Raw genomic sequence first — 14118 nt, 5'->3', positions numbered from 1 at the left:
GGAGACCGCCCCCATGCTCCAGGACAAGGACCGCATCTTCACCAATCTCTACGGCTTCCACTCGCCGGGCCTCGAGGCCGCGCGCCGCCGCGGCGCCTGGGACGAGACGAAGTTCCTGATCGACCAGGGTCGCGACTGGATCATCGACGAGATGAAGAAGTCGAACCTGCGCGGGCGCGGCGGGGCGGGCTTCCCCACCGGGCTCAAGTGGTCGTTCATGCCCAAGCAATCGGACGGCCGCCCGCATTACCTCGTCGTCAATGCCGACGAATCCGAGCCCGGGACCTGCAAGGACCGGGAGATCATGCGCAACGATCCCCATCTCCTGATCGAGGGCTGCCTTCTCGCCTCGGTCGCGATGGGGGCGCATGCGGCCTATATCTACCTGCGCGGGGAATACATCGCCGAGCGCATCGCCCTGCAGCGGGCGGTCGACGAGGCCTACGAGGCCAATCTGATCGGCAAGGACAACATCCACGGCTACCCGTTCGATCTCTACGTGCATCACGGGGCCGGCGCCTATATCTGCGGCGAGGAGACGGCTCTGCTCGAGAGCCTCGAGGGCAAGAAGGGCATGCCGCGCCTCAAGCCGCCCTTCCCGGCCAATATGGGCCTCTACGGCTGCCCGACGACGGTCAACAACGTCGAATCCATCGCGGTCGCGGGCACGATCCTGCGCCGCGGCGGCGCGTGGTTCGCCGGGCTCGGCCGCCCGAACAACCACGGCACGAAGCTCTTCTGCGTCTCCGGGCACGTCAACAAGCCCTGCAACGTGGAGGAGGAGATGGGCATCCCCTTCCGCGAGCTGATCGACAAGCATTGCGGCGGCATCCGCGGCGGCTGGGACAACCTGCTCTGCGTCATCCCCGGCGGCTCCTCGGTGCCGCTGGTGCCTGCCGAGCAGATCGCCGACGCGCCCATGGATTTCGATACGCTGCGCGGCCTCGGCTCGGGCCTGGGCACCGCGGCCGTGATCGTGATGGACAAGTCGACCGACATCGTGCGGGCGATCGCGCGGATCTCCTATTTCTACAAGCACGAGAGCTGCGGCCAGTGCACGCCCTGCCGCGAGGGCACGGGCTGGATGTGGCGCGTCCTCTCGCGCATGGCGGAGGGTCGCGCGCAGAAGCGCGAGATCGACATGCTGCTCGCGGTGACGAAGCAGGTCGAGGGCCACACGATCTGCGCGCTCGGCGACGCGGCGGCCTGGCCGATCCAGGGCCTCATCCGCCATTACCGGCACGAGATCGAGCGCCGGATCGACGAATACGCGGCCAATCCGCACGCGGACCCGGTTCCGGTCGCGGCGGAGTGAGGACGAGACCATGCCGAAGATCATCGTCGACGACGTCGAGGTCGACGTCCCCGCCGAATACACGCTGCTCCAGGCCTGCGAGGCCGCCGGCGCCGAGATCCCGCGCTTCTGCTTCCACGAGCGCCTCTCGGTCGCCGGCAATTGCCGGATGTGTCTCGTCGAGCTGAAGGGCGCGCCGAAGCCCGTCGCCTCCTGCGCCTGGGGCGTGCGCGATTGCCGCCCCGGCCCCAATGGCGAGCCGCCGGTCGTCTCGACGAAGTCCGCGACGGTGAAGAAGGCGCGCGAGGGGGTGATGGAGTTCCTCCTCATCAACCACCCGCTGGATTGCCCAATCTGCGACCAGGGCGGCGAGTGCGACCTGCAGGACCAGGCGATGGCCTACGGGGTCGATAGTTCGCGCTTCCACGAGAACAAGCGCGCCGTCGAGGACAAGTATATCGGCCCGCTCGTCAAGACGTGGATGAATCGCTGCATCCATTGCACGCGCTGCGTGCGCTTCGCGACCGAGGTGGCGGGCGTGCCCGATCTCGGCGCGATCGGCCGCGGCGAGGACATGGAGATCACCACCTATCTCGAGCGCGCGATGGGCTCGGAGCTGCAGTCTTGCGTCGCCGATCTCTGCCCCGTCGGCGCGCTGACCTCGAAGCCCTACGCCTACAATGCGCGGCCCTGGGAGCTGACGAAGACCGAATCGGTCGACGTGATGGACGCGGTCGGCTCGGCGATCCGGGTCGACACGCGCGGGCGCGAGGTGATGCGCATCCTGCCGCGCGTCAACGAGGCGATCAACGAGGAGTGGATCACCGACAAGACGCGCCACATCGTCGACGGCCTGCGCCGCCAGCGCCTCGACCGGCCCTACCTGCGCGAGAACGGCCGCCTGCGCCCGGCCTCGTGGTCTGAGGCCTTCGCGGCGATCGCGCGCGCGGTGTCGGGCGCCGCGCCCGAGCGCATCGGGGCGATCGTCGGCGATCTGGCGGCGGTCGAGGAGACCTTCGCGCTTGGGCTTCTGATGGACGCGATCGGGTCGAAGAACCGCGATTGCCGCCAGGACGGCAGCGTGCTGCATCCGCGCTTCGGCCGCGCCTCCTACGTCTTCAACCCCACGATCCAGGGGCTCGAGGAGGCGGACGCGATCCTGATCGTCGGCTCCAATCCGCGCGTCGAGGGCTCGCTCGTCAACGTGCGCATTCGGAAGCGCTGGCGCGCGGCCCCGATCGAGATCGGCCTCGTCGGCGAGCGCGTCGACCTCACCTATCCCCATCAGCATCTCGGCGCCGGACCGGAGACGCTGGAGGCGATCGTTTCGGGCAGCCATCCCTTCGCGGAGATCCTGAACAAGGCCGAGCGTCCGGTGATCCTGGTGGGCCAGGGCGCGCTCTCGCGGCCCGACGGTCTCGCGATCCTCGCGCTCGCCGCGAAGGCCGCGACGACGTTCGGCGCCGCGCGCGACGATTGGAACGGCTTTGCCGTGCTCCACACCGCTGCATCCCGCGTCGGCGCGCTCGATCTCGGCTTCGTGCCGGGCGAGGGCGGGCTCGATGCGCAGGCGATGGCGCAGGCGGGCGCGCTCGACGTCGCGTTCCTCCTCGGCGCCGACGAGATCGAGGTCGGGCCCGGCGCCTTCGTGATCTACCAGGGCACGCACGGCGATCGCGGCGCGCACCGCGCCGACGTGATCCTGCCGGGCGCGGCCTATACCGAGAAGTCCGGCACCTACGTCAACACGGAAGGGCGCCCGCAGATGGCCAATCGCGCCGCCTTCCCGCCGGGCGAGGCGCGCGAGGATTGGGCGATCCTGCGCGCCCTCTCGGACGCGCTCGGCCGGCGCCTGCCCTTCGACACGCTGGCGCAGCTGCGCGAGCGCCTCCACGCGGCGCATCCGCACCTCGCCGATCTCGAGGACGTCCACCCGGCCGATCCGGCGGCGCTCGCGGCGCTCGCGGGAGCGGGCGGCGCCGTCGAGCGCGCGCCTTTCGCGAGCCCGATCGCGGATTTCTACCTGACGAACCCGATCGCGCGCGCCTCCGCGATCATGGCCGAGTGCTCGGCGCTCGCCCAGGGCGCCCGCGCGGAAGCGGCGGAATGAGGACGGACGAACGATCATGACCTTCTGGCAAGCCACGCTCGACGTCCTCGCCATCGCCTTCTTCAGCTTCCTGCTGATGTCGGTCCTGATGGTCTACATCGCCTACATCCTCTACGCGGATCGCAAGATCTGGGCGGCGGTGCAGCTGCGCCGCGGGCCGAACGTGGTCGGGCCCTGGGGGCTCCTGCAGAGCTTCGCGGACCTGCTGAAATTCGTGCTCAAGGAGCCGGTGATCCCGGCCTCCGCGAACAAGGGCCTGTTCCTGCTCGCGCCCCTGATCCTCGTCTTCCTGGCGCTGACCGCCTGGGCGGTGATCCCCGTCGATGCGGGCTGGGTGATCGCCGACATCAATGTCGGCATCCTGTTCGTCTTCGCGGTGTCCTCGCTGCAGGTCTACGGCGTGATCATCGCGGGCTGGGCGTCGAACTCGAAATACGCCTTCCTCGGCGCCCTGCGCTCGGCCGCGCAGATGATCTCCTACGAGGTCTCGATCGGCTTCGTGATCATCACGGTGCTCCTGTGCGTCGGCTCCCTGAACCTGACGGCGATCGTCGAATCGCAGAACACCGCGCTCGGCATGTTCGGCTGGTACTGGCTGTGGCTCTTCCCGATGTTCGTGATCTTCCTGATCTCGGCGCTCGCGGAGACCAACCGCCCGCCCTTCGACCTGCCGGAGGCCGAATCCGAGCTCGTCGCGGGCTTCATGGTGGAATATTCCTCCACGCCCTACCTGCTCTTCATGCTCGGCGAGTACGTGGCCATCATGACCATGTGCGCGCTGATGACGATCCTGTTCCTCGGCGGCTGGCTGCCGCCCTTCCCCTTCGCGCCCTTCACCTGGGTGCCGGGGGTGGTCTGGTTCGTCCTGAAGATGACGGCCGTGTTCTTCGTCTTCGCCATGGTGAAGTCCTTCGTGCCGCGCTACCGCTACGATCAGCTGATGCGGCTCGGCTGGAAGGTGTTCCTGCCGATCTCGCTCGCGGCGGTCGTCGTGGTGGCCTTCTTCCTGAAGCTCACCGGGCTCGCCCCGGGCATGGCTGGGTGATGGACGCGCTCTCCCCGGCCGGTCTGGTCGGCGCCCTCGTGGGGCTGATCGTCGGTTGGGTGAACTACCGAATCGTCGTCGGAGTGGTCGAGGCCAGCCTGCGCAGGCTCGACCGCTCCGCGACACCCGCCGAGAAGGCGGATTTCGAGCGGCGCATCGTCTTGATGCGCTGGCTCCTGTTCGCGGCGACGGTGCTCGCCATTCCGGTTTTCGGCTACCTCGTCGGCCGAACGCTCGCCGGGTGAAGCTCGAGGAGGACGTGATGGGTCTCGACCAATCTGCGAAGGCGCTCTTCCTGAAGGAGTTCGCTGCGGCGTTCGCCCTCTCGATGCGCTATTTCTTTAAGCCGAAGGCGACGATCAACTACCCCTTCGAGATGAACCCGCGCTCGCCCCGGTTCCGCGGCGAGCACGCGCTTCGGCGCTATCCCAACGGCGAGGAGCGCTGCATCGCCTGCAAGCTGTGCGAGGCGATCTGCCCCGCGCAGGCGATCACGATCGAGGCCGGCCCGCGCCGCAACGACGGCACCCGCCGCACGACGCGCTACGACATCGACATGGTGAAGTGCATCTATTGCGGCTATTGCCAGGAGGCCTGCCCGGTGGATGCCATCGTCGAGGGGCCGAACATGGAATTCGCCACCGAGACGCGCGAGGAGCTCTATTACGACAAGGCCCGCCTGCTCGAGAACGGCGAGCGCTGGGAGCGGGCGATCGCGAAGAACATCGCGATGGATGCGCCTTATCGGTGAAGATACGGGCGCGTCTTGCGCCTGTCGTCGGGTTGTGAACCTCACGGCCCTTGTCTATAGACGAGCCGCCCGGTCCCGTTTCGGAATCGGGCGGCTTCCTGCAGAGCCCTGATCGGCTCCGATCCTCGCCGACCCTGCTCCCCTCTCGGAGGCGGGGCCGTCGCGCGGGGGGAGGCGGCGGGCGGGGGAACGAGCGACGAGCATGAGCGTCACGGCCGCATTCTTCTATCTCTTCGCCGGCATCATGGTGGCCTCGGCCTTCCTGGTGATCGCGTCCAGGAATCCCGTCCATTCGGTGCTCTTCCTGATCCTCGCCTTCGTGAACGCCGCGGGCCTCTTCGTGCTGCTCGGGGCCGAGTTCCTGGCGATGATCCTGATCGTCGTCTATGTCGGCGCCGTGGCGGTTCTGTTCCTGTTCGTGATCATGCTGCTCGACGTGGATTTCGCGAGCCTGCGCCAGGGGGTGCTGCAATACCTGCCGATCGGCGGCCTCGTCGGGGCGATCTTCCTGATCGAGCTCGTCCTCGTCGTGACCACCTTCGCGGTCGACCCGCAGCTCCTCGCGGTCGAGGCGCCGGCGGCGGAGGCGGCGATCGCGGCGACGAACACGGCGGCGCTCGGCTCGGTCCTGTACACGCGCTACGTCTACTTCTTCCAGCTCTCGGGGCTGATCCTGCTCGTGGCGATGATCGGCGCGATCGTGCTGACGCTGCGCGAGCGCGTCGGGGTGAAGCGCCAGGACGCGGCGCAACAGGCGGCGCGCACCAAGGAGGCCTCGATCGAGGTCGTCAAGGTGCGCCCGCGCGAGGGCGTGTGAGGACAAGAACATGATCGGCCTGACCCATTTCCTCACCGTCGCCGCGATCCTCTTCACGCTCGGCGTGATCGGGATCTTCCTCAACCGGCGCAACGTGATCGTCATCCTGATGTCGGTCGAGCTCATCCTGCTCGCCGTGAACATCAACCTCGTCGCCTTCTCAGCCTTCCTCAACGACATCGTCGGGCAGGTCTTCGCCCTGTTCATCCTGACGGTGGCGGCGGCCGAGGCGGCGATCGGGCTCGCGATCCTGGTCATCTTCTTCCGCAACCGCGGCACGATCGCGGTCGAAGACATCAACACGATGAGGGGCTGAGGCCAAAGAGCGATGTATCACGCGATCGTCTTCCTCCCCCTCCTCGGCTTCCTGATCGCCGGCCTGTTCGGCCGCGCGATCGGCCCGCGCCCCTCCGAAGTGATCACGACGGGCCTCCTCGTGATCTGCGCCTTCCTGTCCTGGATCGCCTTCTTCGACGTCGCCATGGGCGGCGCGGCGCCGCAGCGCGTCCAGATCGCCACGTGGATGACGTCGGGCGAGTTCATCGTCGACTGGGCTTTGCGCATCGACACGCTCACCGTGGTGATGCTCGTCGTCGTGAACTCGGTCTCGGCGCTCGTGCATCTCTACTCGATCGGCTACATGCACGAGGACCCCTCGCGGCCGCGCTTCTTCGCCTATCTGTCGCTGTTCACCTTCGCGATGCTGATGCTGGTGACCTCCGACAACCTGGTGCAGATGTTCTTCGGCTGGGAGGGCGTGGGCCTCGCCTCCTATCTCCTGATCGGCTTCTGGTATCAGAAGCACTCCGCGAACGCCGCGGCGCTCAAGGCCTTCGTCGTCAACCGCGTCGGCGATTTCGGCTTCGCGCTCGGCATCTTCCTCGTCTTCGTCCTGTTCGGATCGGTCTCCTTCGACGTGATCTTCCCGGCGGTCGAGGAATTCGCGACCTCGCCCGAGCCCTTCACCTATCTCGGCCTCGACCGCGAGGGCGCGCTGACGCTCGCCGCCCTCCTCCTGTTCATGGGCGCGATGGGCAAGTCGGCGCAGTTCCTGCTCCACACCTGGCTGCCGGACGCGATGGAGGGCCCGACCCCGGTCTCCGCGCTCATCCACGCCGCGACCATGGTGACGGCGGGCGTGTTCCTCGTCGCGCGCATGTCGCCGCTCTTCGAGTGGGCGCCCACCGCGCTGACCGTCGTGACCTATGTCGGCGCGATCACCGCCTTCTTCGCGGCGACGGTGGGCCTCGTCCAGAACGACATCAAGCGCGTGATCGCCTATTCGACCTGCTCGCAACTCGGCTACATGTTCGTCGCGCTCGGCGTCGGCGCCTACGGGATCGGCGTGTTCCACCTGTTCACGCACGCCTTCTTCAAGGCGCTCCTGTTCCTCGGCGCCGGGTCGGTGATCCACGCGCTGCATCACGAGCAGGACCTGCGCAACATGGGCGGGCTTCGCCGCCACATCCCCTTCACCGCCGTGATGATGGGCATCGGCACGATCGCGCTCACGGGCTTCCCCTTCACCGCGGGCTATTATTCGAAGGACGCGGTGATCGAGGCGGCCTACGCGTCGGGCAACGCGGCGGGGCACGTCGCCTTCGTGGCGACGGTGGTCGCGGCGCTCTTCACCGCCTTCTATTCCTGGCGCCTGTTCTTCCTCGCCTTCGAGGGCGCGCCGCGCTGGGCGGGCCATGGCGACGCCCATCACGGCGACGCCCATCATGCCGATCCGCACGATTCGCACGGGCACACGGTCCACGAGGGCGTCGAGCACGGCACGGGCGATCAGGATCTCGAGCCCTCTCACGCGGCGCCGCACGAGCACCACGACACCGCGCACGGCCACCATACGCCGCACGAGAGCCCTCTCGTGATGACGATCCCGCTCGGGATCCTCGCCTTCGGCGCGCTCTTCGCCGGCATCCTCTTCCAGTACCGCTTCATCGGCTACGGCCACGAGGCCTTCTGGGGCGGCGCGCTCTATGCGCGTCCCGACAACCACATCATGCACGATTTCCATTACGTCCCGGCCTGGGTCGTGTGGTCGCCGATGGTGATGATGGTCGCGGGCTTCCTTCTCGCCTTCTGGATGTACATCCGCGACCGCTCGGTCCCCGTCAGGCTCGCCGCGCGCCACCCGCTGATCTACCGCTTCCTGCTCAACAAGTGGTATTTCGACGAGCTCTACGACGTGCTCTTCGTGCGCCCCGCCAAGCGCCTCGGCCGCATGCTGTGGCGCACCGGCGACGGGCGGATCATCGACGGGCTCGGCCCCGACGGGATCTCCGCGCGCGTCATGGACGCCACGTCCTGGGTCGTGCGTCTGCAGACCGGCTACATCTACCACTATGCCTTCGTGATGATGATCGGCGTCGCCCTCATGGTCACCTGGTACCTCGTCACGGGAGCCCGCTGAGATGTTCGGCTTCGGCATTCTGTTCGGGCTTCTCGTCCTGCCGCTCGTCGGCGCGGCCTTCATCCTGCTCCAGCGCGGAGAGGACGAGGCGACGCTCGCGAACGTCCGCTTCGCCGCGCTCGCGACGACGCTCGTCACCTTCCTCCTCGCCCTCGTCGCCTGGGCGCGCTTCGACACGGGCACGGCCGAGTTCCAGCTCGTCGAGACGCATGCCTGGATCGCGGAGAACATCACCTTCAAGCTCGGCGTCGACGGCTTCTCGATGCCGTTCGTGCTGCTGACCGCCTTCCTGATGCCGTTCTGCATCCTGGCCTCGTGGGAGACGATCACGACCCGCGTGAAGGAGTACATGGTCGCCTTCCTCGTGCTCGAGACGCTGATGATCGGCGTCTTCGTCGCGCTCGACCTGTTCCTGTTCTACATCTTCTTCGAGGCGGTCCTGATCCCGATGTTCCTCATCATCGGCGTCTGGGGCGGCAAGAGACGCATCTACGCCTCGTTCAAGTTCTTCCTCTACACGCTGCTCGGCTCGGTCCTGATGCTTCTGGCGATGATCGCCATGTACTTCACGGCCGGCACGTCGGACATCGAGCGCCTCCTCGCCTTCGGCTTCGACCCGTCGCTGCAGACCTGGCTGTGGATCGCCTTCTTCACCTCCTTCGCGGTGAAGATGCCGATGTGGCCGGTCCATACCTGGCTGCCGGACGCGCACGTCGAGGCGCCGACTGCGGGCTCGGTCATCCTGGCAGGCATCCTCCTGAAGATGGGCGGCTACGGCTTCGTGCGCTTCTCGCTGCCGATGTTCCCGGACGCGTCGGTCGACTTCGCGCCGCTCGTCTTCGCCCTCTCGGTGATCGCGATCATCTACACCTCCCTCGTCGCTCTGATGCAGGAGGACATCAAGAAGCTCATCGCCTATTCGTCGGTCGCCCATATGGGCTTCGTGACGATGGGCATCTTCTCGATGACGCCGCAGGGCATCGAGGGGGCGATGTTCCAGATGGTCTCGCACGGGCTGATCTCGGGCGCGCTCTTCCTGTGCGTCGGCGTCATCTACGACCGCCTGCACACCCGCGAGATCGCCGCCTTCGGGGGGCTGACGAACCGGATGCCGATCTACGCCGTCCTGTTCCTCACCTTCACGATGGCCAATGTCGGGCTTCCCGGCACGTCGGGCTTCGTCGGCGAGTTCCTGACGATGGTCGGCGCCTTCCAGGCGAATTTCTGGGTCGCCTTCTTCGCGGCCTTCGGCGTGATCCTGTCGGCGGCCTACGCGCTGTGGCTCTATTGGCGGGTGATGAACGGCCCGCTCGACGCCAAGGCCAAGCCCGCCCTCGCCGCGATGCCGGATCTGACCCGTCGCGAGATGGCGATGCTGATCCCGCTCGCCGTCCTCGTCATCTATTACGGCGTGCAGCCGCAGCCGATCCTCGACGCCTTCGCGGCGCCGACCCAGGCGGTCCTCTCCGCCGCGGCTCCCGCCCTCCAGAGCGTCGCCGATGCGGCGCTCGGTGCGAAGTGAGGCCCTGATCGACATGCCCACGCAAGTTGCAAGCCTCCCCGTCTACGCCGTTCCCGCGCTCGGTCCGGCGCTGCCCGAGATCGTGCTCGCGATCGGCGTGCTGGGGCTCGTCCTCTACGGCGCGATCAAGGGGGAACGCTCGACGGGGGCCGTCACCTTCGGCGCGATCGGGCTCCTCGCGATCGCGCTCCTCCTCGTGATCGTGCAGCCGAACGAGACGCAGACGACCTTCTTCGGCGCCTTCGTCTCCGACGTCTTCGCCAAGGTCTTCAAGGTCCTGACCCTGATCGGCTCGATCGTGGCCCTGATGCTCGCGCGCGACCATTTCGCGCGGCTCGGCATCGACCGGTTCGAATATCCGATCCTCGTCGTGCTCGCGACGATCGGCATGATGGTGATGATCTCCGCGAACGATCTGATCGCGGTCTATATGGGCCTCGAGCTGCAATCGCTCGCGGCCTACGTCATCGCCTCCTTCCACCGCGACGACGGCAAGTCGACCGAAGCGGGCCTGAAATATTTCGTCCTGGGCGCCCTCGCCTCGGGCCTCCTCCTCTACGGCGCCTCGCTCGTCTACGGCTTCACGGGCTCCGTGACCTTCGAGGGCATTCGCGCCGCAGTCGAGGGGGGAGCCTCGACGGGCGTCGTGTTCGGCCTCGTCTTCGTGGCGGCGGGCATCGCCTTCAAGATCTCGGCGGCGCCCTTCCACATGTGGACGCCGGACGTCTATCAGGGCGCCCCGACCCCGGTGACGGCGTTCTTCGCCTCCGCGCCGAAGATGGCGGCGATGGCGCTCGCGGTGCGCATCTTCATGGACGCCTTCCCCGCGATCGTCGATCAGTGGCGCCAGATCATCGTCTTCATCTCGATCCTGTCGATGCTGGTCGGCTCCTTCGCCGCGATCGGGCAGACGAACATCAAGCGCCTGATGGCCTATTCCTCGATCGGCAATATCGGCTTCGCGCTGATCGGGCTCGCCGCCGGCACCGTCGAGGGCGTCCAGGGCGTCGTCATCTACATGGCGATCTACCTCGTCCTCACCCTCGGCGGCTTCGCCTGCATCCTCGCGATGCGGCGCGGAGGGACCATGCTCGAGGACGTGACCGACCTCGCCGGCGCCTGGCGCAACCATCCCTATCTCGCCTTCGCCTTCGCGGGCATCATGCTCTCGCTCGCCGGCATCCCGCCCTTCGCCGGGTTCTTCGCGAAGCTCTACGTCTTCATCGCGGCGATCGAGGCGGGGCTCGTGGCGCTCGCGGTGATCGGCGTGGTGCTCAGCGTCGTGTCGGCGTTCTACTACCTGCGGATCTGCAAGGTCATGCTCCTCGACCAGCCGGTCGCGGCCTTCGATCCGATCCCGACGCCGGTCGGCGGGGTCATCGCGGTGTCGAGCGCCTTCAACCTCGTCCTCTGGCTCACGGCGGCCCCGCTCGTCGCGGTGGCGCTCATTGCCGCCCAGTCCTTGTTCTGACGGTGCGGCTCTCGGACGACGCGCGCGCATCGGACTACCGCCTCGAGGCGCGCGACGAGACGGGCTCGACCAACGACGACGCCGCGGAGGCCCTGCGCCGCGGCGATCCGGGGCACGCGTGGATCACGGCGCGGGTGCAGGGGCAGGGTCGCGGGCGGCACGGGCGGGCCTGGTCGTCGCCGCCGGGCAATCTCTATGCGAGCCTCGCCCTCGTCGAGCCCTGCGCCATGCGCGAGGCGCCCCAACTCGGCTTCCTCGCAGGGCTCGCGCTCGTCGAGGCGGTCGAGGCGCTCGCGCCGCCGGGCGCGGCCGATCGGCTCGCCCTGAAATGGCCGAACGATCTTCTGCTCGACGGCGCGAAATGCGCGGGTATCCTTCTCGACGGCGTCGGGCTGCCGGGCGGCCGCTTCGGCCTCGTGATCGGCATCGGGGTCAACGTCGTCCATGCGCCGGAGGGGATGCCCTATCCCGTCGCGCGGCTCGCCGCGCTCGCGCCGGATCTGACGGCGGCCTCGCTCTTCGAGGCCCTGTCGGGCACAATGGCCCGGCGCCTCGCCGCGTTCGCGGCCGCGGATCCGAAGAGCCGTCTCGCGCGTCTGCGTGAGGACTGGCTGTCGCGCGCGGCGCGGCTGGGCGAGAGCGTGCTCATGCGCCTGCCCGCCGGCGACGCGCATGGCCGCTTCGTCGGCCTGGACGAACACGGCCGGCTCCTGCTCGCGTGCGACGACGGCGTCCGCGCGATCGAGGCCGGCGACTTGCAATTCTCCCGTGAGACCTGCGAATGACGGGGTTCGCAATGAGAGATCGAGTGAACCGAAAGCTGCGAGGATAACGAACCGACATGACTGACAGACAAGACGAGCTCGTCTTCCTGCCCTTCGGCGGGCTGGGCGAGATCGGCATGAACGCGGCGCTCTACGGGTACGGCCCGGCCAAGAGCCGCCGATCGATTCTCGTCGATTGCGGGGTGAGCTTCGCGGGCGAGGAGGCGCCGGGCGTCGACCTCGTTCTGCCCGACCTGCGCTGGCTCGAGGAGCGAAAGGACGAACTCGAGGCGATCTTCATCACCCACGCTCACGAGGACCATATTGGCGCGCTCCTCAATCTGTGGCCGCGCCTCAAGGTGCCCGTCTACATGACGCGCTTCGCGGAGGGGCTGATCCAGGCCAAGCGCATGGGCGAGCCCGGCGCGCCGAAGATCCCGATCACCATCGTCGCGCCCGGCAAGCCCGTGCGCGTGGGGCCCTTCTCCGTCGAGTACGTGCCGGTCTCGCATTCGATCCCCGAATCGCATTCGCTGGCGATCCGCACCCCCGCGGGCCTCGTCGTGCACACGGGCGATTGGAAGCTCGACGACACGCCGCTCGTCGGCACGCCCACCGACGAGGCGACCTTCCGCCGGCTCGGCGAGGAGGGGGTGATCGCCGCGATCTCCGATTCGACGAACGCCTTCCGCGAGGGGGTGAGCCCGTCGGAGGCCGACGTGGCCAAGGGCCTCGCCGATGTGATCCGTGCCGCCCCCCACCGCGTCGCCGTCACCACCTTCGCCTCGAACGTGGCGCGCGTGCGCGCGGTCGCGCTCGCTGCGGAGGAATGCGGGCGCGAGGTGGTCGTCGTCGGCCGCGCCCTCGAGCGGGTGATCGCCGTCGCGCGCGAGCTCGGCTATCTCGACGGCCTCAAGGCCTTCCGCTCGGCCGACGTCTTCGACAAGCTGCCGCGCGACAAGGTCGTCGCCCTCATCACCGGCTCCCAGGGCGAGCCGCGCGCGGCGCTCGCGCGCATCGCCGAGGACCAGCATCCGCTGCTCGGCCTCGCCGCCGGCGACCGGGTCGTGTTCTCCTCGCGCCTAATCCCCGGCAACGAGAAGAGCGTTCTGCACATCATGAACCGCCTCGCCGAGCGCGGCATCGAGGTCGTGACGGATTCGCAGGGCCTCGTCCACGTCTCCGGCCACCCGCGCCGCGGCGAGATCGCGAAGCTCTACGAGTGGCTGCGGCCCAATTGCGTCATCCCCGCCCATGGCGAGGCGATGCACCTCGCCGAGCACGCGCGCTACGCCCGCTCGCTCGGGGTGCCGTCCTCCTTCGTCGTGCGCAACGGGCAGATGGCGCGGCTGTGGCCGGGCTCGCCCGAGATCGTCGACAACGTGCCGACGGGGCGCCTCTACAAGGACGGCGACGTCATCGTCGACGAGCGCGATCGCGGCATCCCCGAGCGCCGCAAGCTCGCCTTCGCCGGTCTCGTCTCGATCGCGATCGCCATCGACGACAAGGGCGAGGTCTGCGGGGAGGCCGCGCTCGACGTCATCGGCCTGCCCGCCCGCACCAAGGACGGCAAGGATCTCGTCGACGCGATCGCCGACACCGTCGCCCGCACCCTCGACGGGCTCTCCCGCCAGAAGCGCCGCGACAGCGATTTCGTCGAGACGGTCGTCGGCCGCTCGGTGCGGTCCGTCGTCCAGGCCGCGTGGGGAAAGAAGCCCGCCTGCCACGTGCTGGTGGTGGAGGTCTAAGAAAGCGCTCCCCTCCCTCCCTCCCCGTAGGGGAGGGTGGACTGGCGAGCGTCAGCGAGACAGGCCGGGTGGGGCACGGGGGGAGAGTGTGCTTCGAACGTCGGGCCCCACCCGACCTCGTTCGCCTTCGGCTCCGAGGCCACCCACCCCTACGGGGAGGGATTCGGCTCCCCTCCC

The 14118-nt window shown here is 68.1% G+C and carries 12 protein-coding genes; all 12 read left to right on the top strand.

Annotated elements, in window-relative coordinates; all coding sequences use genetic code 11:
* Positions 1 to 13: 13 nt before the first annotated feature.
* A complete protein-coding gene (nuoF, locus tag ACK4UM_RS17495; protein WP_409801801.1) occupies positions 14 to 1315 on the top strand; it encodes an NADH-quinone oxidoreductase subunit NuoF in 1302 nt (433 codons plus the stop codon).
* 10 nt (positions 1316 to 1325) lie between these two features.
* Positions 1326 to 3404, top strand: coding sequence for an NADH-quinone oxidoreductase subunit NuoG (gene nuoG, locus ACK4UM_RS17490; RefSeq protein WP_409801799.1), 2079 nt, complete (start codon positions 1326 to 1328; stop codon positions 3402 to 3404).
* Positions 3405 to 3420: 16 nt separating this feature from the next.
* Entirely contained in the window at positions 3421 to 4449 is a 1029-nt protein-coding gene (gene nuoH, locus ACK4UM_RS17485) for an NADH-quinone oxidoreductase subunit NuoH (RefSeq protein WP_409801796.1), read from the top strand.
* Positions 4449 to 4694, top strand: coding sequence for a hypothetical protein (locus ACK4UM_RS17480; RefSeq protein WP_409801794.1), 246 nt, complete (start codon positions 4449 to 4451; stop codon positions 4692 to 4694). Before nuoH ends, ACK4UM_RS17480 begins: the two co-directional genes overlap by 1 nt.
* A 17-nt stretch (positions 4695 to 4711) precedes the next feature.
* Entirely contained in the window at positions 4712 to 5200 is a 489-nt protein-coding gene (gene nuoI / locus ACK4UM_RS17475) for an NADH-quinone oxidoreductase subunit NuoI (RefSeq protein ID WP_409801791.1), read from the top strand.
* A gap of 202 nt (positions 5201 to 5402) precedes the next feature.
* Positions 5403 to 6017, top strand: coding sequence for an NADH-quinone oxidoreductase subunit J (locus ACK4UM_RS17470; protein WP_409801786.1), 615 nt, complete (start codon positions 5403 to 5405; stop codon positions 6015 to 6017).
* A 10-nt stretch (positions 6018 to 6027) separates the two neighbouring features.
* Complete coding sequence (gene nuoK, locus ACK4UM_RS17465) at positions 6028 to 6333, top strand: NADH-quinone oxidoreductase subunit NuoK (protein WP_409801783.1); 306 nt, start codon at positions 6028 to 6030, stop codon at positions 6331 to 6333.
* A gap of 12 nt (positions 6334 to 6345) precedes the next feature.
* On the top strand, positions 6346 to 8436 hold the full coding sequence (gene nuoL / locus ACK4UM_RS17460; protein WP_409801779.1) for an NADH-quinone oxidoreductase subunit L: 2091 nt from the start codon (positions 6346 to 6348) through the stop codon (positions 8434 to 8436).
* Position 8437: 1 nt separating this feature from the next.
* Complete coding sequence (locus tag ACK4UM_RS17455) at positions 8438 to 9958, top strand: NADH-quinone oxidoreductase subunit M (RefSeq protein ID WP_409801775.1); 1521 nt, start codon at positions 8438 to 8440, stop codon at positions 9956 to 9958.
* Positions 9959 to 9971: 13 nt separating this feature from the next.
* Positions 9972 to 11429: an NADH-quinone oxidoreductase subunit NuoN gene (gene nuoN, locus ACK4UM_RS17450; protein ID WP_409801770.1), complete on the top strand. Its 1458-nt coding sequence runs from the start codon at positions 9972 to 9974 to the stop codon at positions 11427 to 11429.
* A gap of 2 nt (positions 11430 to 11431) precedes the next feature.
* Positions 11432 to 12214, top strand: coding sequence for a biotin--[acetyl-CoA-carboxylase] ligase (locus tag ACK4UM_RS17445; protein ID WP_409801764.1), 783 nt, complete (start codon positions 11432 to 11434; stop codon positions 12212 to 12214).
* A 56-nt stretch (positions 12215 to 12270) separates the two neighbouring features.
* Positions 12271 to 13941 (top strand): ribonuclease J, encoded by a 1671-nt coding sequence (locus ACK4UM_RS17440; protein ID WP_409801759.1) that lies wholly within the window; start codon positions 12271 to 12273, stop codon positions 13939 to 13941.
* Positions 13942 to 14118: the final 177 nt, after the last annotated feature.

The organism is Salinarimonas sp., from assembly GCF_046292825.1.
Classification (GTDB): domain Bacteria; phylum Pseudomonadota; class Alphaproteobacteria; order Rhizobiales; family Beijerinckiaceae; genus Salinarimonas.
The sequence above is the reverse complement of the archived record's forward strand: the minus strand, read 5'-3'. Positions and strand labels throughout refer to the sequence as shown.